Below are 21,060 nucleotides of genomic sequence, written 5' to 3' on the forward strand. Positions count from 1 at the left end.
TCACTTCAGCGGTTCGACAATTTTATTTTAAAAAAACACACTCTACACACCAAATTAAGCACTTAAACGACTTTAACAGCACTTAAACGCTAATACAAAAGGCAAACAAAACACAATCAATACCTTTACTATATAATTTCAATACAGCTCTCAACTTTATTTTAATTATCATGAAAACTCATGCAATACACCTTATAGCACTTGCAGGTGTTTTTTCACTAAATTGTTTTAGTCAGCAGGTAAATCAGGTAATTACCAATGCCGATTTTCGAAAAGCACCATTAAAGTTTGATGACAAATCTGATGAAGATCTTGTCATAGAAGCTTACTGTGTCGAAGAAGTAATCAATCTTGCTGCCGGAAAAAAAAGAATCACAACATACGAAGTCACAAAGCTCGACATGGTCAACACCTACGACCTGGGACCAAACAACACCAGAACCGTAACTGCCATATACCGAAAAGCACACGTTAAAGCCACCGAACCCATAACAGCTTCAAAAACCACAATCACCAAAACCAATCAGACTATTCAACCCGTTACCATTAAAACTACAGTTCCGGAACACAGCAAAAAATCTGTAAGCATAGATGTTTTAAACACATACACCAATGTTGTAGACAAAGGATACAAATCTACAGACATGCTTAAAAAAGTCGCCGACAAATATTATTTTGAAAATGATTTCGAAGCCGCCGCTAAATACTATACAGAACTATTTAGTCTTGAAGAAAATTCAGAACCTGTTTATTATTTACGATGCGCCAAATCCCTGAAAGCAATTAGTCAACCGGAAAAAGCTGAAGAAATGATTAAATTGTTTGAAAGCAAAAGTACCGCTCTGACAATATCTAAAAAATAGAATCGATTCAAAAAAAAAAGACTATCATTTTCATGATAGTCTTTTAATAAGCTCCCCCTCTTGGGCTCGAACCAACCCCGAAAGCTTTCGGGGCTCTGATTAACAGTCTTTATATTTTTCAAGTAATTTATTTATGATTTCAGGATATCGCAATAGGTTTTCAATGTAGATTTTGCTTTTCATATTTTTGATATGCTTTTCAATCGCCAAAGCTTGTGACTTTGATTCACATTCTATTTTCAGAAAAACAATCCAGTCATCTACTTTATAAGTGAATTTTCGTGCTTGCTCTGAATTCAAGTGAAAATCTAATCTTGTATCAAAATCTGCTGTAAAGCCAGTATAAAATCGACTTAATTTAGCAGAATGAAGAATATAAACGTAATTCATATTTTATATTTAAAAAAAAAAGACTATCATTTTCATGATAGTCTTTTAATAAGCTCCCCCTCTTGGGCTCGAACCAAGGACCCTCTGATTAACAGTCAGATGCTCTAACCAACTGAGCTAAGGAGGAATCACCTTAAAGGTAAATATGTTTGCTAAAAAAAGTTTGCTCCCCCTCTTGGGCTCGAACCAAGGACCCTCTGATTAACAGTCAGATGCTCTAACCAACTGAGCTAAGGAGGAAGTTGTTGCTCTTTTTAGCGAGTGCAAATATAATTGAATTTTTAGTTTCTCAAAAATATTTTAACTCTTTTTATTCATTTTTTTTTCTACTTCATAATTGCCTTGTAAATATCGTTGCCATTAGCAAACAAAAGCAGCGATATAAGTATTACGAAGCCAACCATTTGGGCATTTTCAAGGAATTTATCGCTCGGTTTTTTGCCACTAACAATTTCATACAATAAAAACATCACATGTCCTCCGTCAAGTGCCGGGATTGGCAATAAATTCATAACACCAAGCATAATTGACAATAAAGCAGTGATTGACCAGAACGTTTCCCAGCTCCAGCTATTTGGAAAAATATTAAAAATCGCCGCAAAACCACCCACTTGTTTATAGGCTTTTGTTTCAGGATTAAAAATCATTTTTAATTGTTTCCCATAACCTACTAACTGATCTTTTCCTTTTTCTAATCCAACCGGAATAGATTCAAGGAATCCGTAATGTTTTGTACTTATTTTATAATATCCTAATTTTTCTAATGATTCTATTCCTAAACCTCCTGCAATTACACCTAATTTTCCGTCTTTAGAAACACTAACTGATATTGGAGTCTCTTTCAAATCACGTAATACAACAGCCGGAATCATTTTACCTTTATTACTGTTTAAAATTGCTTTTACCTGATCGTAATATTTAGCTTCCTGTCCGTTAAGAGTTACAATTAAATCTTTTGCTTTTAATGATTTGTTTGCAGACTCAGCAGAAACTTCTTTAATAGCGAAAGGTACACGCATATCTACAAGATGAGATTTTTCATGTTTTGACAACTGATCAACAAAATCATTTGGCATTTTAATGGTTTGCTGCTGTCCGTTTCTTTCAATCAAAACTTCTTTAGACATGATGATATTGATATTTAACTCATTGTCAAAATTCACCACTTTTTTCCCATCGATTGCTAAAATTTTATCTCCGGTTTTAAAACCTGTTTTAAGCATTACAGGATTTTCAATCAAAACACCATCTTTCAAATCGGCATTCGCTACAAACGTATCACCGTAAGCAAACGCCATACCTATATATATGATAAAGGCCAGAATAAAGTTTACTGTAACACCACCCAACATAATAATTAAACGCTGCCAGGCCGGTTTCGAACGAAATTCCCAAGGCTGCGGAGGCAAAGCCATTTGTTCTTTATCCATACTCTCGTCAATCATTCCTGAGATTTTCACATAACCACCAAGCGGAAGCCATCCAATTCCGTAAACTGTTTCTCCAATTTGTTTTTTAAACAACGAATATTTAACATCAAAAAATAAGTAGAATTTTTCGACTCTTGTTTTAAATAATTTTGCAGGAATAAAATGTCCTAATTCGTGAAGAATAATAAGTAATGATAAACTCAATAAAAATTGAGAGAGCTTGATAACTATATCCATTTTGTAATTTTAGTTCGTAATTTGACGCACAAAAGTAACGTTTTCTATTTTAATTTGAGAGCGCAATATAATACATAAGGCTTTAAATGTTTGTTAATAATTGCTCTTGCCTTAATATTTTAAATTAAGATTGTTTTTATTAGTAACGTATTGGCATATTATGTTACAAATGTGTAGTAAAGTTATTTGCAAAACTGAATTATAATTATTTTTGAAACTATAAACCCTAAGAGCATTGATTAAAATTTTACAGTATTTATTTATTATTCGTTTTAGAAAACTAGTTTCTAAAGATGACAATATTGCCATATTTTTAATCATACTGCTTTATTTGACAGCAGCTTTCTTCGTTTTTAAAAATTATGAATACTTCCGAAATTATATTTTATTATTTTTTTTTGATATTGTCGGTTATCATTTGCAAAGATCCGATATCGAAATTCTGAAATTGAAGAAAAATTACAAGGTCATATTGTTTTTAGAATACCTCATTTATTCCCTTCCATTTCATTTGATTTTATTGTTCAAAAAAGATTTTTTGTTCATTTTGGTGATTTTTATCTTCAATATTCTTTTAATAAATACACCAAAATCAACTCGCAAAACCATTCGTTATCCTTTTGATTTATTTAATGTTCATTGGCATATCTCTTTCAGACAATATAAATTAATCTATATATTTCCATTTTTAGTAATCTTAATTTATTTTGCATCCGAATATAAAAATGAAAATCTAATTTATTTTGTACTACTGATTTTAGCTTTAATAGGTTGTCTGCCCTCTTTTGAAAGAGAGAAAACAGAAGAAATAAAACGCAATCCTTTTAATGCTGAAAAGTTTTTGTGGTTTCAATTAAAAAACACCATAATCAATACATTTTATATTGCAATTCCAATTTTTATAGTCCTATGTTTTTTTCATAGATGGGAGCAATTACTGCTGTTTGGCATTGTTTTTATCCCTCCGGTTCTAAATGTAATTTTAAAATATATGTATTTCCATAATAATTTAATTCACCAAATTGTTTTTGTAATATTTGTTTCTTCAATCTTTTTCCTGTTTGGAGCCTCATTATTAGCAATCCCTTTGATGTATAAAAAAGCCATTAAAAACTTAAAAACCATTAAATATGCTAACCATTCAAATTGATCAAAAAAAATACGGTAATATATCGATATTAAAAGATATAAAAATCAACATTGAACAGCCTGGAATTTATGGAGTGATTGGTAAAAACGGTCACGGAAAAACGACACTTTTTAAATGCATTTTAGGTCTTGAACAATTTAAAGGGAATTGCCTTCTTAATGGCGAAAAAATTTTACTTCAAAACGCTGGCTGGGCGCCAACAGAACCTCCAATTTACAACGAACTTACCGCCAAAGAATTTTATGACTTTTATGCGCATCTATTGGATTTGAAAACGTTCATTCTTAACGAAATATTTAAAGTCCCGGAAAAACAGTTAATTCGTGAATTTTCGACCGGTATGAAAAAGAAAACCTATTTAAATGCCGTTTTCCAAAAACAATTTCCGATCTATATCTTAGACGAACCTTTTAATGGATTGGATTTAGAATCGAATTATTTATTAATGAATTACATTCGGAAACTTTCAAATACAAGCATTATCTTTATTTCTTCCCATATTTTGGAAATTCTTTATAAAGACTGTGATAAAATTTTTCTGCTGAAAGACAAGAAAATTACTGAATTTGAGAAGAATGACTTTTCCGAAATTGAAAATAAGCTTTTCATGTAGTTTTACAGAGCCGTATTTGCTTTAAATGTTTGTTAATTAATAAACATTTGAATTTCTACTTTTACGAAGATGCTGTAACTTTACTTTTTTATATGCTATCGTATCCAATTGGTAGCGCAAATTCATTAAAAGTTACATACTATGGCTTCATTATTATTCTCTCCCCTTACTATAAAAAACAGCACTTTAAAAAACCGAATCGTTATTTCGCCAATGTGCCAATATTCAGCAGTCGACGGATTTGCAAACGACTGGCACCTAGTTCATTTAGGAAGCCGTGCCAGCGGTGGAGCCGGATTGATTATTCAGGAAGCGACGGCGGTTTCTCCGGAAGCGAGAATTTCTCCTGCTGATCTTGGGATCTGGAAAGACGAACATATCGAAAAGCTAACACAAATCAACGAATTTATTGTTTCTCAGAATTCGATTCCGGGAATTCAATTGGCTCATGCCGGACGAAAAGCAAGTGTATCTGCTCCCTGGGAAGGAAATAAAAAGTTAGATTTCGCTCAGGGCGGATGGCAGACCGTGGCTCCAAGTGCAGTTCCGTATCATGAAAACGAGCCGTTTCTTCCGGAAGCCTTAGATAAAAACGGAATCCAAAAAGTAGTTTCTGATTTTAAAGCCGCCACTAAAAGAGTGGTCAAAGCCGGTTACAAAGTTCTTGAAATTCATGCGGCACACGGATATTTACTGCATCAGTTTTTATCTCCTCTAACAAATATAAGAACCGATGAATATGGTGGAAGTTTCGAAAACAGAATTCGTTTTACATTAGAAATTATTGAAGCTGTCCAGACAGAATGGCCTTCTGATTTACCTTTATTCGTTCGAATTTCAGCCACAGACTGGGCAGAAGGCGGATGGAATCCTGAAGAATCTGTACAACTTTCGCAACTATTAAAAGAAAAAGGAGTAGATTTAATCGATGTTTCGTCTGGTGGATTGGTTTCACATCAAAAAATTGAAATTGGACCGGGTTATCAGGTTCCTTTCGCAGAAAAAGTAAAAAAAGAAGCCAATATTTTAACCGGAGCCGTTGGTTTGATAACCGAAGCGAAACAAGCTGAAGAAATTTTAAATAACAGTCAGGCCGACTTGATTTTATTCGCAAGAGAATCCTTAAGAAACCCCAACCTGCCTTTGGATTTTGCCAATGAATTAAGCGATGATATTCAATGGCCAAAACAATACGAACGAGCTAAACTATAAATTTATTAACCACGATTCATAAATTAAAAATAAATTCGTGAATTCGTGGCGGAAAAAACATAAAACAATGCAAAAAATAAAAACAGCACTATTATCATACGGAATGTCGGGAAAAGTTTTTCACGCTCCTTTTTTGGATCTTCACCCAGGTTTTGAATTATTAGGTTCCTGGGAAAGAAGCAAAAAACTGATTCAGGAAGATTATCCAACCGTAAAAAGCTATCCTTCGCTTGAGGATTTGTTGGCAGACGATGTAGATCTGGTAATTGTAAATACGCCTGTCGGAACACATTATGAATACGCTAAAAAAGTACTTTTGGCAGGAAAACATGCCGTTGTCGAAAAAGCATTTACCACAACCGTTGCAGAAGCTGAAGAATTGGCTCAAATTGTCAAAGAAAAAGGGTTAAAACTGGCCGTTTTCCAGAACAGAAGATGGGACAGCGATTTTAAAACGATTCAGAAAGTAATTAACGAAGGTGTTTTGGGAGATTTGGTTGAAGCCGAATTCCATTTCGACAGATACAATCCGATATTAAGTCCGAAAGCACATAAAGAAACTGCCAATGACGGAGCAGGAATTCTGAAAGATTTAGGACCGCATTTAATAGATCAGGCTGTTTGTCTGTTTGGTTCCCCAAAATCGGTTTTTGCTGATATTCGTTATACCAGAGAAAACTCGGTAGTAGACGACTGGATTGATTTATTATTAATTTATGAAGATTTCAGGGTACGTTTAAAAGCAGGTTTTTTTGTGAGAGAAGCGCATCCGGCTTATACCATTCACGGAAAAAAAGGTACTTTCTTAAAACAGCGTGGTGATATTCAGGAAGACGAACTGAAAATTGGCAAAAAACCAAATCGTGAATCCTGGGGAACAGAATTAGAAGGTTTTGACGGGCTTTTGCATACCGAAATTGACGGAAAAACAATCCGTGAAAAAATACCAACACTTCAGGGCAATTATTTTGAATATTTTGATGGTGTTTATGATTCCATTACAAATAATAAACCGGAACCGGTTACAGCTCAGGACGGTGTAAAAGTTATGCAGGTTATTGAAGCTGCTATTGCGAGTAATCAGCAAAAAAAGATTATTGATCTGAAGTAAAATCTTAAGAAATCATTGTCAATCCTGAGCGGAGTCGAAGGCTTTCACCAAAAAAGGGCTTCTACTAAGTTTATCCTGAGCGAAGACGAACGGACTCAGCCTGACACTATAATTTTTGAATTAAATCTAACGTCTTAAGAATCTTTCTAATATGAAAAGCGAAAAAGAATTGTTACTGGAAGAAAGTGAACAGCTCCTTAAAGCCCTAAAAGTTCGTTTTGAGAAAAACAAAAACCGTCATCAAAATATAGATTGGAACAAAGTACAGTTAAAGCTGGAATTCAATCCTGAAAAACTATGGTCTCTCAATGAAATGGAAAAAACGGGAGGCGAACCGGATGTGATCCGTTTTGATGAAAAAACTAACGAATACATTTTTTATGACTGTTCTGCAGAAAGCCCAAAAGGACGCAGAAGCATTTGTTATGATTTAGAAGCTTTGGAAGCACGAAAAGAATTTAAGCCGGAAAATAATGCTGTGGGCATGGCTACGGAAATGGGTATCGAACTTCTGTCTGAATCACAATACAGAGAACTTCAGAAACTTGGAAAATTCGATCAAAAAACTTCCAGCTGGATAAAAACACCTGCTGAAATTAGAAAATTGGGCGGTGCTCTTTTTGCCGATTATCGCTATGAAACTGTTTTTGTGTATCACAATGGCGCTCAGTCTTACTATGCCGCGAGAGGTTTTAGAGGAGCATTAAGGGTTTAAATTCACAATTTATAAACAATAACGTTGTATATTTAACAATCAATCTATTGTTTTTATTCTTTAAAATAGGAATTCAGTACCTTTGTATATACAAATTTAAAATGCATTTCTGTGATAGATTTCAATCCATTAGCGCTGTTCCAAACCAAAGGAAAAATTAAAAAAGTTTATCGGGAGGCAAAAGCTTCCTATTTAAACAGAATTCGTTTTGCTGTTGGAATGTTTTATTTTGGAATGGGTTTGAGTTTTGCCACCTGGGCGAGCAGAATTCCGGATATTAAAACGGCTTTGCACCTAAGCGAAGGAGAATTAGGCTCTGTTCTTTTTGCGCTTCCGGTCGGGCAATTGATTATCATGCCTTTTTCGGGCAAAATGGTAACCAAATTTGGAAGCCACCGCATTTTGATTTTCTCTTTAATTATGTATGTTTTCAGTCTCACCAATTTAGGCTTGGCTGCAAGTGCGCTTCAGCTTCCTTTGGGATTATTTACTTTTGGACTATTTGGAAATTTAGCCAACATCGCCGTAAACACCCAGGGTGTATATACTGAAACACTCTTTAAGAAAAACATCATGTCCTCCTTTCACGGTATGTGGAGTTTTGCCGGGTTTACCGGTGCTTTGGTAGGCTTAGGAATGCTTTCACTTCATTTAAAACCGTATCATCATTTTCTGATTGTAGGTGCTGTTGTTTTATTAATGATTGTTTTTAATTTTAAGTTTTTAGTGAAAGCAAAAGAAAAAATAAAACCCAAAACAGAAGGCAAAAAATTGTTCCCTAAACCGGACAGTGCCCTAATATGGCTGGGTATAATTGGTTTTTGCAGCATGGCCAGCGAAGGTGTTATGTTTGACTGGAGCGGGATTTATTTTAAAGATATCGTAAAAGCTCCGGGTGCTTTGGTAATTTTAGGTTACACTTCATTTATGATTATGATGGCCAGCGGACGGTTTATTGGTGATGCCATGAATAATAAATTTGGACGAAAAAAGGTTATGCAAATTAGCGGCTGTATGATTTCTGCCGGTCTTTTTACCGCTGTTTTCTTCCCGTATATTATTCCTTGTACAATTGCCTTTATGGTTGTGGGTCTGGGCGTTTCTACTATAGTTCCAACCGTTTACAGCCTTGCGGGTAAAAACCCAACCGTTTCTGCTGGAGAAGCATTAACTATCGTCTCCAGTGTTAGCTTTCTTGGCTTTTTGATGGGGCCTCCTATCATTGGATATGTTGCACAAACTTTTGGACTTCAGTTTTCTTTTGCCTTTATCGGAATATTTGGCGTTTTAATTGCTTTTATGGTTTCTAAAATAAAAGTATCAGACTAATATTCTTGTCTTCATTATTTCAGTTTCATCAAAATTGATTTATCGGTTAATAAACTTCTGTTTTTTTAACAAGTAAAAAGAATCGAAATTATTTTTTTAAACTATCTTTGTAATCTAATTCATACTTATATCAATGTATTATTGTTTGAAAATTTTCAATACCACATTTTTTTCAAACATTATTTCCAAAACCTGATTTGATTTTTTGACTAAAATTTATTGTTTTTTAAGGATTTCAGTCAAAATTATTCTCACCCTTTTCTTGTAAAAAAGAAGAGGGTTTTTTTAATAAATTCGGTTTACATGCACAAAAAATCATTCGTTCTTATACTCCTTTTTATTTTTAAAATTGCTTCTGCCCAAAAAGAAACTATCTTTTCAGGGCTGGTTATCGATTCTAAAACTCAGAATCCTTTAGAAAATACTGTTGTCAGTATTCAAAATTCAGCTATAATGCAGCTCACCAAAAAAGACGGGACGTTCGAGTTACATTCGGCTATCTCCGGTGAACAATTACTTTTAATCCACAGTCAGGGCTACAAAGATTTGCTTCTGAAAGTGAATGCTAATTTTGGCCAAAAAGTAAATCTCGGAACCTTATTGCTAGAAGAAGACCAAATCGAAAATCTCCAAACTACTATTATTTCACTTTTAGAAAGCGACCTGAACGAAGACAACAGTTCATCAGAAACTACTTCGGGGCTTTTACAGTCTTCAAAAGATGCTTTTTTGCAGGCAGCAGCGTTCAATTGGGGACAAGCTCGATTTAGTGTCCGGGGACTTGACAGCGAAAATGCAGCAATGATGCTCAATGGCGTGAAAATGAATAAAATTTACGACGGAAGACCACAATGGAATAATTGGGGAGGATTAAATGATGTACTCAGAAATCAGGAATTTACCATTGGTCCTGCTCCTTCAGATTATACTTTCGGAGGGATTTTAGGCACACAGCAAATTTTCACTCAGGCATCCGCGTATAGAAAAGGAACCCGGATATCGTTTTCAGGAACCAATACCAATTACAATTGGAGGACAATGATTACCTATGCTTCGGGCATGAAATCTTCCGGTTGGACTTATGTTTTTTCGGTTGGAAAACGCTGGGCAGCCGAAGGTTATTTTGAAGGAACAAATTACAATGCCAATTCTTTTTTTATAAGTGTCGAGAAAAAATTAAACCCAAAACATTCTTTAAATTTTACCGGTTTTTTTACACCGAATGTACGTGGAAAAAATTCACCAAATACCAATGAAGTAACTGAATTAAAATCGGAGAAATACAATTCGTACTGGGGATATCAAAATGGAGAAAAACGAAATGCAAGGGTAAAAAATGTCGAAGAACCATTGCTCATGCTCAATCATTATTTTAAAATGAATGACCGGACCAATCTAACCTCAGCCATTATGTATCAGTTTGGAAAAGTCGGCAACAGCAATATTGATTTTCAAAATTCGGACAGCCCTGACCCCACTTATTACAGAAAACTGCCCAGTTATTTTAGTTCGCTTTATGCAAAAGACAACGGAGAATTCTCAGGTGAATTTACTCCCGATTATGAAAATGCAGCAAGAAGCAAAACATTGTTTTTAAAAAATTCTCAAATCAACTGGGATGCGATCTACAGAGCCAATCAGAAAGCTATTTCAAATTCTGAAGGAGTTATTACAGGATATGAACCTTCAAAAAGCCATTATGTGCTTTATGAAGACCGAACCGATGACAAAACTTTCGCTGTAAATTCAAACCTCAATACTCAGCTTTCAGACAATATTTTTTTTAGCGGAGGAATACTTTTTAAGAATCTAAAATCACATAATTTTCAGCATCTGCTGGATTTATTGGGCGGTGAATATTTTGAGGATATTGATTCCTTTTATAAAGGCGATCAATCCCAATCGGATCTAAAAAATCCTGATCGTCAGGTAAAAACCGATGACACTTATGGTTATAATTTTAATTTTTATGCTACAACTGCAGAAGCTTTTACGCAGTTTAGATTTGTGTACAGAAAAGTCGATTTTTACTTAGGAAATTCATTTTCTACTTCAAAATACCAGAGAGAAGGTTTATACCAAAACGGCATTTATCCGGAAAATTCATTGGGCAAAAGCCAAAAAGTAAATTTTGAAAATTTTGGGTTCAAAGGCGGACTTAACTATAAAATTTCAGGAAAACAATGGCTATTTTTTAGTGCAATGCATCAAACCAAAGCGCCTTCTCTCCGAAACACTTTTTCAAATTCGAGATTAAACAATTCAATTGTAAACGGAATCGAAAATGAAAACATAAGTGCTGCTGATCTCAATTATGTGTACCATTCTCCCAAACTTAAAATGCGTATTTCGGGTTATTATGCATTGATAAAAAATACCACAAAAACATCTTTTTTTTATGCTGAAGGTATTTTTGATGATGGAGCCGGTTATGACAATACCGATGCCTTTGTAAGTCAAACTTTGACCAACTTGGATAAGAAAAATATCGGTATCGAATTCAGTCTGGAATATCCCGTTACTTCTACACTTAAAAGCTTTTTTTCTGCAGCTTATGGAAATTACACTTATAGCAGTAATCCAAATGTTTTGATTACCAATGATGCCAATGCAGCGGTTGCAGATACGGAAAATACATTTGATTTTGGTAAGTCCTTACTCAAAAATTACAAACAATCCGGTATGCCGCAACAGGCTTTTTCGTGTGGAATAGAATATCGTGATCCTAAATTCTGGTGGATTTCTGCTAATATTAATTATATCACAGACCGTTATATCGATGTTACTCCAATTACCAGAACATCCCGATTTTACATCAATCCGGCGAGTGGTTTCAACTTCCCCGAAGCATCAGAAGAACGTACAAAAGTACTGTTAAGGCAAGAAAAACTAAACCCTGTTTTTTTATTAAACATGACTGGAGGAAAATCGTGGCGTATTCATAAAACAACAATCGGGCTATTTGCCAGTATCAATAATGTCCTTGATTATACGTATAAAACCGGCGGATTTGAGCAGGCAAGAAATTCAAACTTCAGAGAGTTAAATCAGGATGTTTCCAGTGGAACACCTTCTTTTAGCCCCAAATATTTTTATGGATACGGAAGAACCTACTTCGTAAATATGAATATCAATTTATAAACTATTTCAAATGAAAAACAACTATAAAAGTCTTACCTCGATATTATTTCTATTCCTTTTTTGCAATTGTAATGAAGATGTATCTATTCCAAAATTAGAATGTAAACAGCCTGATTTAATCGTAAACAGAACGGTTGAAGATGTTCTGAAAACGGCAACCATCACAGCTACCAAATATGTTTACGATGATGTAATTGAAGCTTACGTAGTTTCAAGTGATGAAAACGGAAACTTTTTTAAAATCCTCTATCTTCAGACTTTGGCGACAGAAACAAAACCGTCTGTTGGATTCAGTGTTGCTATAGATGCGACAAACACTTACATCGATTATCGTGTTGGAAATAAAGTGTACATCAAATTAAAAGATCTGTTTACCGATTTATTTTATGGCGGGATGCGAATTGGAAGTTTGTACGAAGGTAATTCTGGAGCGGCATCTGTGGGAAGAATTTCTCAAAATGATTACAAAAAAGTATTAAATGCTTCGTGCTCAATGCTCAATGAAGATCAATTAGTGAATACAATTTCAATTGAAGAAGCTTTAGATGACAATAAACTAAATACTCTTATAGAATTGTCTGACGTTCAGTTTTTAGAAGCCGCTATTGGCCGTCATTATTTTGAAGAGGCAAATAATGTGGGAGGCTCTACCAATTGGGGTTTAAGAGATAAATCCGGAAATCAGATCATTTTCAGGACCAGCAGTTTTGCAGATTTTTCAACCCATTTAGTTCCTAAGGGAAGCGGAAAAGTACGCGGAATTTTAACCAAATATGGTTCTGATTATCAGTTAATGGTCCGTTCAGAGAAAGATATTGTAATGGACGGAAAAAGCAATATTCCGTTTTTTACCGAAGATTTTCAAACGGTTACAAACAATGTCAATCTTGCATTAACGGGCTGGAGCAATATTGTAGAGAAAGCCTCAAAATTATGGAGAACTATGGTTTCTGCCGGAAACGGTTATGCAGAATTCAATACCACAAGTACAACAGCTGCCCAAAATATTGCATGGCTGGTTTCTCCTAAAATTAATTTAACCGGTTATAAAAATACCGTCTTTTCTTTTAGAAGCGCACAACACGATTTAAAAGTGGATTCGCCTTTGAATACTTTAGAAGTTTATGTCTCAGCCAATTTTGACGGATCAAATGTAACCAAAGCCACCTGGATAAAATTAGATGCCAAAGTAGCGTCACTTTCTACGCCAACACGCCAGTTTATTAGTTCAGGAGGAATCGATTTATCTGCTTATTCAGGAAATATCAATATTGCATTTAAATATACAGGATCAGGAAAAGACAAAACGCTTAACGGAGCATTCATGGTGGATGATGTAAAAATGTTCGGAGAAAAATAAATTTTCAAAACAAATACAACTAATTGTTTTACAGAGTAAAAATCGTTAAAAATCTAATTCGAGTGTTTTTCAAATCTTAAATTGCTAAAATTTGAGAGAATTTTGTATTTTGGTCTTCCCAAATCAATACAAATCTTATGAAAAAAATCTACTTGCTTGCCATTATTGCAATGGTCTTTACCGGTTTATTACACAGTCAGGATAATCCTGTTCGGTTAAAACAAATTAACATCGTAAAAACAAATTACCAAAATTCTAAAGACGGTGAAATTGTAAACAAAACGGTACTGTTTAAAGACGGAAAAATTGAAACCATCACCACTTCAGATGTTATACAGAAATTCTTTTATAACAAAAACGGATTATTGGATATGACCGTTAAAGATAAAATCGGAAGCGATTGGAAAGAAGTTACCAACTATTCTTATAATGCAGATAACAACATTACAAAATTTGTAAATAAGTATCATGAAGGGAATGATTACATCACCAAAACGGTAACTTTTAATTACGATGGTGCCCGAATTAAAGTAATAACAAAAAAAAGTACCAACCATCAGAATATACTTGAGGACATTGAATATATCGTAGAAAACGGCATCATTGTCAGACGTACCTCACGTGACAGAAACAAAGCCATTATAGGTAAAATTGAATATGTTTATGTAAATGATAATGTATCAAAACATAAAGGTCTGGTGGGAGATAAAATTTCTAAAACGTACACATTTGATGATAAAAAATCTGTAGATCAGTTAATCGTTCAGAATTTATTTGGTGATAATTATAAAGTAATCGTACCTATGATTTCGTATCATGAAAATGAATTTAGCTTTGAAACCATATCCTACAATAACGAAGTAAACTTTAGTCCTTCATCAACTGCTTTAGTAGCTGTAAGCAGAAAGTATAAATACAACAAACTGAATTTCCCAATCTCTTGTTCTCAAATTGAAGAAAACGGTATTGTGAAAACGGAGAAAACGTTTATTTACGAATAAAAACTGTATTTTCAGTTTCCTGTAAACCATTTAGAAAGTTAATTTCTGAATGGTTTTATTTTTTATACAAGAACATGGAGATTTCTTAAATAGAACTTAAAAACTAAATTCTATAAGTATTCTATTTACAAATCATTAAATTTGCAGCTTATTCAAAGCTATGTTAGAAAAAGAAGTAATAAATTTTGAAAGAACAGCCATCGTTGGTATTGTGACTCAAAATCAAAATGAAGAGAAACTACAAGAATATCTTGACGAATTGGAGTTTTTGACTTTTACCGCCGGCGGTGAAGTGATTAAACGTTTTTCGCAAAAAATGGAACGCCCAAATCCTAAAACTTTTGTGGGTACCGGAAAAATAGAAGAAATCAATCTTTTTGTAAAAGAAAACGCCATATCGACTGTTATTTTTGATGATGAACTAACACCTTCACAGCAAAAAAATATTTCACGAATTATCGATTGCAAAATCCTGGACAGGACTAACCTGATTCTGGATATTTTTGCGCAAAGAGCCGAAACTTCATATGCAAGAACTCAGGTAGAACTGGCGCAATGTCAATATTTACTGCCAAGACTTTCCGGTTTATGGACACACCTTGAGCGTCAAAAAGGAGGTATTGGTATGCGTGGTCCCGGTGAAACGGAGATTGAAACAGACAGACGTATTGTTCGCGATCGAATTTCGTTACTGAAAGACAAAATTAAAACCATCGATAAACAAATGAGTATCCAGCGCAGCAATCGCGGTGCTATGGTACGTGTTGCCTTGGTTGGTTATACGAATGTTGGAAAATCGACTTTAATGAATGCGATTGGAAAAAGTGATGTTTTTGTCGAAAATAAATTATTTGCAACATTAGATACTACGGTTCGAAAAGTGGTGATTAAAAACCTTCCTTTTTTGCTTTCCGATACTGTAGGTTTTATTCGAAAACTACCGACACAACTGGTAGACTCTTTCAAAAGTACCCTTGACGAAGTTCGAGAAGCCGATTTGTTATTGCATGTTGTAGATATTTCGCATCCGGATTTTGAAGATCACATCGAATCTGTGAATCAAACTTTACTGGAAATCAAAAGTAATGACAAGCCAACGATTATGGTTTTTAATAAAATTGATGCCTATAAACATCTGACAATTGACGAAGATGATTTGATTACCGAAAAAACCAGAAGACATTACACTCTTGACGAATGGAAACAAACCTGGATGAGTAATGTTGGTCAGGATAAAGCGTTGTTTATCTCAGCAACTCAAAAAGAAAATTTTGAAGAGTTTAGAGAAATCGTTTATGAAGCGGTTCGCCAGATTCATATTACGAGATTCCCTTATAATAAGTTTTTGTATCCGGATTATAAGGATGCCATTGAAAAGGAAGAAGAATAAAAAAAACGGCTTTTGAATTAAATCAAAAGCCGTTTTTGTTTTATGAATTTTTTAAAAATATTTAAAAGAAGCCTATTGTTTGTAATTAGCCCCGACAGAAGCGATATCCTTTGCTTGCCTTCTTTATGGCAAGTAAAGATATAGCGAATGGCGGGAAATCATGCTCATATAAAAAGCCGATTGTGGTCCTCCAGATTATTAAATTAGAATCCGAAATTAACCCCAAGTCCAAAAACTTGTCTGGTTTGGAATCCTTCAAAAGCGTTGTCATCATAAATAGCCTGGAATGAAAAGTTTGCCGACAGATATTTATTTACTTTCATGATGATATTCAGCGAGTAATCCATATCGACGTTTTGAGGATCTTCTAAATAATTGGAATAAAGATTCAACGTGTTTTCGGCAGTTACATTGGTCATGATGGCCAGTTTGTAATAAACCGAAGCATAAAAACCTAATTCGTATCGCATGCTTTTGCCCTGATCGACACCAAAATAAGAGCCATCAACATATCCAATTCCGGACGTGTAAGCATTGTCTACAAAAGTGAATTTTGAGGTCAACGGTGCAAAGTTGATTTTTAGATTGGCATCTTTTGTCCAATAGATACCGGGACCGGTTGTGAAATATCCCGGAGACATAAATTTAGTATTTTCTGTCCTGATTTCTTTTCCGTTTGCGTCCTGACCGTAAATATATCCTGTCGTAAATTGTGTCCTGAAATTCACAAAGTAAGAATAGTACCATTGCCCGAAAGCTCTTTTTCCTACTATAGAATTAAACTCAAAACGGTCGTCTGTCTTTTTTTCGAAATCGGCATTTTTAGTTTGCAGTAAACCATAAGAGGCTAAAAGTTTGTTGTCCCAGGTAAGGTCGTCTTTTTTATAATTAAAATCATAGTTGATTCCTAACGTTCCTGAAAAACTGTCTTCACCACCCGCTAACCAGTTATTGAAGCTTGACTGATTTAATAAAAGCGATACGGTTCCTTTGGTTTTCCAGCCTTCGCCTTCAATGGTATCGTTTATTTTTTTTACCGCTTTTTCGGTATTCTGAATTAATTCCTTTTCGGTATTTTGTGCCTGAACAAATGTAAAGTTCGCTAAAACGAAAAGTAATAAAGCTATCTTTCTCATGGTTGTTTAGTTTATTAAGTATATTAACAAATATAATACTAAAAACGCTAAAGCCTGAGAGTTTATTGAGTTAAAGAAAGTTATTTCTTAGATTCTTTGTATAAAGGTACCGCAGAACAAGCCTCGCCGTACATAATACTTCTGGCAAAAGGCTGCAAATAAGTTGTTGCCAAAATATAAGCACGCATAGGCACCGGTTTTCTGGAACAGCCTTTTACGATTACCGGTTTGTTTTTGTAAACCGAATAATCAATTGTTGGTAAAATTTCTTCGTACAAACTTCCGTCAAGATCCTCTATCGTTCCATTGACAACTTTTTTAGCAAATGGCGCTAATTGTACCGCTACTAAAATTAAAGCCCAAGCCGGAATAATAGCATCGGTACTGCAATGTACCGCTACATATTGATCCTGATATTGTGACCAGTCATGATTTTTAAGATGCTCTCGAAAGTCTTTTTCTTTCAATAAAAAACCTTCCAAAAGCCACTGCGAAATGTCAATCTGCACACGCATTCCTTTTGGATAATAATCCTCTAAATCAAAAACTTCTAAAGCACTACTGGCAACTTTATTGATAATTTCTTCCATTCTTAAAGTCTTAAAGTCGAAGGTCGAAAGTCATAAAGTCTCTAACTTTGGACTTTATGACTTTCAACATTATGACTATTTTTTAAAGCATTCCTAATTCTAATTTTGCTTCTTCGCTCATTAAATCTTTGCTCCAAGGCGGATCAAAAGTAATTTCAACCTCTACCTCTTTTATGTTTTCGATTGTTTTTACTTTTTCTTCTACTTCTCTTGGCAAACTTTCCGCAACCGGGCAGTTTGGAGAGGTTAACGTCATTAAGATTTTTACTTCGTAATCGGTATTTACCATTACATCATAAATTAATCCTAATTCGTAAATATCTACAGGAATCTCAGGGTCGTAAATACCTTTTAAAACTCTTACGATTGATTCTCCTAATTCATTAGTGTCTATTTCTTGTTCCATTTTTACTATTTGATTTTTTACCACCATATAAGTTATATAAGTTCATTTAATTTTTGAAACCTATATTTGTGTCGGATATTAAAAGCTCATTTAAGAGAGTGAACTTAAATTTCCTTATATAACTTATATGGTTTAATTTTTATTTTTTTTAATCTTCGAGCCAACGGTATAATTCGTTGACGTATGTTTTTTGGCCTTCGTGATAAATATTTGTAACATTAAAGTTTATCATTAGTCCTATGGGAGACTTCAAAAGTTTCATATAAGACATTAATTTGGCAATATGAACCGGAATAATTTGATCAACTGATTTTAATTCCAGAACTAAACAATTTTCTATAAATAAATCACATCTTAAATCTGATTCCAATACCAAACCCTTGTATTCAACCGGAATAATCAACTCAGATTGAAAATTAATTCCTCTTAAAGACAATTCTCTTATGAGACACTGATGATAAATGTTTTCTAAAAGTCCTGCACCAATATTTTTATGAACTTCAATCGCTGCTCCATTAACCTTATAAATTAAATCAGTCAAATATTTCTTTGTTATCATGTAATTTTTTCACAATAATAAGGAATAAAAAAGAAAGACAAAACTTACTTTTTATTTTTCACCATATAAGTAATATAAGTTCATTTAAATAATTCAAATTTGAATCTTTCCGTTCTTATATGATTTTTTTATCTACACTAAGTTCAGTAAACACAAAGCTTATATTTTCTAATATGAACTTATATGGTTTAAAAATATTTAGTTTTTATTTTTTGCATCAAAAGCCAAAGCGTACATTTTGATGTTTTTTATCATTGAGACCAAACCGTTTGCACGTGTGGCAGATAAATGTTCTTTTAAACCTATTTCGTCTATAAATTGCGTATCGGCATTTATAATGTCTGACGCTTTTTGATTCGAGAAAGCCCGAATTAAAATGGCGATTATTCCTTTGGTCAAAATCGCATCACTGTCAGCTGTGAACACAATTTTATCATCATTTTGTTCTCCCTGAAGCCACACTTTCGACTGGCAACCTTTGATTAAATTGTCGTCGGTTTTGTATTCTTCATTAATCAACGGAAGACTTTTTCCTAATTCGATGATGTATTCGTAACGCTGCATCCAGTCATCAAACATCGAGAATTCATCTATTATTTCGTCTTGTATTTCTTTAATTGTCATAATTATTCTTTAGCAAAATCAGTCAGCAAATGTACCAGTTTTTCAATTTCCTTCGGAGGGAAACCATTGTCAAAACCCTGTGTTTCGTAAATTTTCTGATTTTGGATTATTTTTAGATTCCCAATTGCGGCACCGTCATAAAAACGTTTTTCGGTAGGTGCTTTTAAAGTTGGAATACTTTCTATATTTATTTTTTCGAATTCGGCTACAATTTTATCCCAATTCGCTTTTTCAATTTTATTTTCTACGGGTTGTGCATCTCTTTTATTGGTAACTAAAACCGTTTGATTTTGTACCACTATCTTTTTATAGTAACCTCTCGACATAGCCGAATACTCAATCACAGTCGATACCATATCCGTTTTTTTTTGGCTTGAACAACCTGTTCCAATCAAAATTGTTAAGAGCAAAAAAGATAGAATTCTCATAGGATGAAATATTAGCTTAACATGGTTTTTGCCTTTTTAACAGCTTCAACCATTACATCAATTTCTTCTTTAGTGTTGTAAAAAGAAAACGAAGCACGAATGGTTCCCGGAATACAGAAGAAATTCATGATTGGCTGTGCGCAATGATGTCCGGTACGAACTGCAATTCCTAATTTATCAATTATTGAACCAATATCATAAGGATGAATCCCGTCAATATTAAATGAAACTACCGAAGCTTTATTTTTTCCGTTTCCGTAAATTCTCAGACCTTCAATTTCAAGCAAACGTTTTGTAGCGTGTTCCAGTAATTTTTTTTCCTGAAGCTGAATATTTCCAAAACCAACTTCGTTCAGATAATCAACAGCGGTTCCTAAAACGATTCCACCCGCGATATTTGGGGTTCCGGCTTCAAATTTATGCGGTAGGTCGGCGTAAGTTGTTTTTTCGAAAGTTACTTCTTTAATCATTTCGCCTCCGCCCTGATAAGGAGGAAGTTTGTTTAGCCATGCTTCTTTTCCGTATAAAATTCCGGTCCCGGTTGGCCCGCACATTTTATGCCCTGAAAAAGCATAAAAATCACAATCTAAATCCTGAACATCCGGTTTTAAATGCGGAACGGCCTGCGCTCCGTCAATCAAAACGGCGGCTCCAACCGCATGTGCCTTCGCAATCATCTCCTTAACCGGATTGATTACACCCAATGCATTTGAAATATGATTTACCGTAACGATTTTCGTTTTCTCAGATAATAATAATTCATATTCGCTTATAATCAGTTCGCCTTCTTGGTTTATCGGAATCACTTTAAGTACAGCTCCTGTTTTTTCGCATAACATCTGCCACGGCACAATATTACTGTGATGCTCCAGAGAAGAAACCAAAACTTCGTCACCCGGCTTTAAAATAGAAGCAAAACCGTTGGCTACCAAATTGATTCCGTGTGTTGTTCCTGAAGTAAATAAAACTTCATGAGAAAATTTGGCATTAATATGATGTTGCAACTTTACACGTGAAATCTCATACGCATCGGTCGCTAACTGGCTTAATGTATGAACTCCACGGTGAATATTGGCATTTATTTCCTGATAGTATTTCGCTTCGGCATCAATCACAACTTGTGGTTTTTGCGAGGTTGCCCCATTGTCGAAATATATTAATGGTTTTCCGTTTACTTTTTCAGAAAGTATCGGAAAATCAGCTCTTATTTTTTGAATATCCAGCATAATTTATTTAGAAAAATTCTATTTACAAAAGTACTAAATCTAAATTGTTTTATCTGCCAATTCTATCATTTCCTTTTATAGCACTATCAAATTCAAAATTGTAATGCAGATTCCTCAAAAATTAATTCTTTTTTTCAGAGTTTCTTTCC

General features: G+C 34.2%; 19 protein-coding genes and 2 tRNA genes. 10 read left to right on the top strand and 11 right to left on the bottom strand.

Features of this window, described 5'->3' with window-relative positions:
- The first annotated feature begins 170 nt into the window (after positions 1-170).
- Positions 171-863, top strand: coding sequence for a hypothetical protein (locus FLV_RS11340; RefSeq protein ID WP_243233958.1), 693 nt, complete (start codon positions 171-173; stop codon positions 861-863).
- A 99-nt stretch (positions 864-962) separates the two neighbouring features.
- Here FLV_RS11340 and FLV_RS11345 read toward each other — a convergent pair whose 3' ends face one another.
- The 4 genes from FLV_RS11345 to rseP form a co-directional block, all read right to left on the bottom strand.
- Positions 963-1,253: a GIY-YIG nuclease family protein gene (locus FLV_RS11345; RefSeq protein ID WP_243233959.1), complete on the bottom strand. Its 291-nt coding sequence runs from the start codon at positions 1,251-1,253 to the stop codon at positions 963-965.
- Positions 1,254-1,306: 53 nt separating this feature from the next.
- Positions 1,307-1,380: transfer RNA gene (locus FLV_RS11350), tRNA-Asn, on the bottom strand.
- Between the two features lie 39 nt (positions 1,381-1,419).
- Positions 1,420-1,493: transfer RNA gene (locus FLV_RS11355), tRNA-Asn, on the bottom strand.
- Between the two features lie 86 nt (positions 1,494-1,579).
- Positions 1,580-2,920, bottom strand: coding sequence for an RIP metalloprotease RseP (rseP, locus tag FLV_RS11360; protein WP_243233960.1), 1,341 nt, complete (start codon positions 2,918-2,920; stop codon positions 1,580-1,582).
- Positions 2,921-4,050: 1,130 nt separating this feature from the next.
- On the opposite strand from rseP, the gene FLV_RS11365 reads away from it, so the two are divergent.
- From FLV_RS11365 to hflX, 9 genes are all read left to right on the top strand, one after another.
- Complete coding sequence (locus FLV_RS11365) at positions 4,051-4,683, top strand: ATP-binding cassette domain-containing protein (RefSeq protein ID WP_243233961.1); 633 nt, start codon at positions 4,051-4,053, stop codon at positions 4,681-4,683.
- A gap of 141 nt (positions 4,684-4,824) precedes the next feature.
- Positions 4,825-5,895, top strand: coding sequence for an NADH:flavin oxidoreductase/NADH oxidase (locus FLV_RS11370; protein ID WP_243233962.1), 1,071 nt, complete (start codon positions 4,825-4,827; stop codon positions 5,893-5,895).
- A gap of 67 nt (positions 5,896-5,962) precedes the next feature.
- The gene (locus FLV_RS11375; RefSeq protein ID WP_243233963.1) at positions 5,963-7,006 is read left to right on the top strand and encodes a Gfo/Idh/MocA family oxidoreductase; all 1,044 of its coding nucleotides are present in this window, start codon (positions 5,963-5,965) and stop codon (positions 7,004-7,006) included.
- A gap of 151 nt (positions 7,007-7,157) precedes the next feature.
- The gene (locus tag FLV_RS11380) at positions 7,158-7,721 is read left to right on the top strand and encodes a DUF4256 domain-containing protein (protein ID WP_243233964.1); all 564 of its coding nucleotides are present in this window, start codon (positions 7,158-7,160) and stop codon (positions 7,719-7,721) included.
- Between the two features lie 111 nt (positions 7,722-7,832).
- Positions 7,833-9,050: an MFS transporter gene (locus FLV_RS11385; RefSeq protein WP_243233965.1), complete on the top strand. Its 1,218-nt coding sequence runs from the start codon at positions 7,833-7,835 to the stop codon at positions 9,048-9,050.
- Between the two features lie 303 nt (positions 9,051-9,353).
- Positions 9,354-12,191, top strand: coding sequence for a carboxypeptidase-like regulatory domain-containing protein (locus FLV_RS11390; protein WP_243233966.1), 2,838 nt, complete (start codon positions 9,354-9,356; stop codon positions 12,189-12,191).
- Between the two features lie 10 nt (positions 12,192-12,201).
- Complete coding sequence (locus FLV_RS11395; RefSeq protein ID WP_243233967.1) at positions 12,202-13,551, top strand: DUF5689 domain-containing protein; 1,350 nt, start codon at positions 12,202-12,204, stop codon at positions 13,549-13,551.
- Positions 13,552-13,688: 137 nt separating this feature from the next.
- Positions 13,689-14,552, top strand: coding sequence for a hypothetical protein (locus tag FLV_RS11400; RefSeq protein ID WP_243233968.1), 864 nt, complete (start codon positions 13,689-13,691; stop codon positions 14,550-14,552).
- A 160-nt stretch (positions 14,553-14,712) separates the two neighbouring features.
- Positions 14,713-15,942, top strand: coding sequence for a GTPase HflX (hflX, locus tag FLV_RS11405; RefSeq protein ID WP_243233969.1), 1,230 nt, complete (start codon positions 14,713-14,715; stop codon positions 15,940-15,942).
- A 203-nt stretch (positions 15,943-16,145) separates the two neighbouring features.
- Here the strand turns inward: hflX and FLV_RS11410 are convergent, their stop codons facing one another.
- The 7 genes from FLV_RS11410 to FLV_RS11440 form a co-directional block, all read right to left on the bottom strand.
- Complete coding sequence (locus tag FLV_RS11410) at positions 16,146-17,078, bottom strand: DUF3078 domain-containing protein (RefSeq protein WP_243233970.1); 933 nt, start codon at positions 17,076-17,078, stop codon at positions 16,146-16,148.
- 80 nt (positions 17,079-17,158) lie between these two features.
- Positions 17,159-17,668, bottom strand: a complete 510-nt coding sequence (locus FLV_RS11415; protein ID WP_243233971.1) for a DUF2480 family protein — start codon at positions 17,666-17,668, stop codon at positions 17,159-17,161.
- An 82-nt stretch (positions 17,669-17,750) separates the two neighbouring features.
- Positions 17,751-18,074, bottom strand: a complete 324-nt coding sequence (locus FLV_RS11420) for an SUF system Fe-S cluster assembly protein (protein ID WP_243233972.1) — start codon at positions 18,072-18,074, stop codon at positions 17,751-17,753.
- Between the two features lie 148 nt (positions 18,075-18,222).
- Complete coding sequence (locus FLV_RS11425) at positions 18,223-18,633, bottom strand: GxxExxY protein (RefSeq protein WP_243233973.1); 411 nt, start codon at positions 18,631-18,633, stop codon at positions 18,223-18,225.
- A 198-nt stretch (positions 18,634-18,831) separates the two neighbouring features.
- Entirely contained in the window at positions 18,832-19,257 is a 426-nt protein-coding gene (locus tag FLV_RS11430) for a SufE family protein (protein WP_243233974.1), read from the bottom strand.
- A gap of 2 nt (positions 19,258-19,259) precedes the next feature.
- Positions 19,260-19,685, bottom strand: coding sequence for a hypothetical protein (locus tag FLV_RS11435; protein WP_243233975.1), 426 nt, complete (start codon positions 19,683-19,685; stop codon positions 19,260-19,262).
- 11 nt (positions 19,686-19,696) lie between these two features.
- Positions 19,697-20,911: an aminotransferase class V-fold PLP-dependent enzyme gene (locus tag FLV_RS11440; RefSeq protein WP_243233976.1), complete on the bottom strand. Its 1,215-nt coding sequence runs from the start codon at positions 20,909-20,911 to the stop codon at positions 19,697-19,699.
- Positions 20,912-21,060 lie beyond the last annotated feature (149 nt).

The organism is Flavobacterium pectinovorum (assembly GCF_022802975.1).
GTDB lineage: Bacteria > Bacteroidota > Bacteroidia > Flavobacteriales > Flavobacteriaceae > Flavobacterium > Flavobacterium pectinovorum_B.

Bases quoted from the DNA above. Each gene is read 5' to 3' on its own strand.
- FLV_RS11340 (WP_243233958.1), top strand. From the start codon at position 171: ATGAAAACTCATGCAATACACCTTATAGCACTTGCAGGTGTTTTTTCA.
- FLV_RS11345 (WP_243233959.1), bottom strand. From the start codon at position 1,253: ATGAATTACGTTTATATTCTTCATTCTGCTAAATTAAGTCGATTTTAT.
- rseP (WP_243233960.1), bottom strand. From the start codon at position 2,920: ATGGATATAGTTATCAAGCTCTCTCAATTTTTATTGAGTTTATCATTA.
- FLV_RS11365 (WP_243233961.1), top strand. From the start codon at position 4,051: ATGCTAACCATTCAAATTGATCAAAAAAAATACGGTAATATATCGATA.
- FLV_RS11370 (WP_243233962.1), top strand. From the start codon at position 4,825: ATGGCTTCATTATTATTCTCTCCCCTTACTATAAAAAACAGCACTTTA.
- FLV_RS11375 (WP_243233963.1), top strand. From the start codon at position 5,963: ATGCAAAAAATAAAAACAGCACTATTATCATACGGAATGTCGGGAAAA.
- FLV_RS11380 (WP_243233964.1), top strand. From the start codon at position 7,158: ATGAAAAGCGAAAAAGAATTGTTACTGGAAGAAAGTGAACAGCTCCTT.
- FLV_RS11390 (WP_243233966.1), top strand. From the start codon at position 9,354: ATGCACAAAAAATCATTCGTTCTTATACTCCTTTTTATTTTTAAAATT.
- FLV_RS11395 (WP_243233967.1), top strand. From the start codon at position 12,202: ATGAAAAACAACTATAAAAGTCTTACCTCGATATTATTTCTATTCCTT.
- FLV_RS11400 (WP_243233968.1), top strand. From the start codon at position 13,689: ATGAAAAAAATCTACTTGCTTGCCATTATTGCAATGGTCTTTACCGGT.
- hflX (WP_243233969.1), top strand. From the start codon at position 14,713: ATGTTAGAAAAAGAAGTAATAAATTTTGAAAGAACAGCCATCGTTGGT.
- FLV_RS11410 (WP_243233970.1), bottom strand. From the start codon at position 17,078: ATGAGAAAGATAGCTTTATTACTTTTCGTTTTAGCGAACTTTACATTT.
- FLV_RS11415 (WP_243233971.1), bottom strand. From the start codon at position 17,668: ATGGAAGAAATTATCAATAAAGTTGCCAGTAGTGCTTTAGAAGTTTTT.
- FLV_RS11420 (WP_243233972.1), bottom strand. From the start codon at position 18,074: ATGGAACAAGAAATAGACACTAATGAATTAGGAGAATCAATCGTAAGA.
- FLV_RS11425 (WP_243233973.1), bottom strand. From the start codon at position 18,633: ATGATAACAAAGAAATATTTGACTGATTTAATTTATAAGGTTAATGGA.
- FLV_RS11430 (WP_243233974.1), bottom strand. From the start codon at position 19,257: ATGACAATTAAAGAAATACAAGACGAAATAATAGATGAATTCTCGATG.
- FLV_RS11435 (WP_243233975.1), bottom strand. From the start codon at position 19,685: ATGAGAATTCTATCTTTTTTGCTCTTAACAATTTTGATTGGAACAGGT.
- FLV_RS11440 (WP_243233976.1), bottom strand. From the start codon at position 20,911: ATGCTGGATATTCAAAAAATAAGAGCTGATTTTCCGATACTTTCTGAA.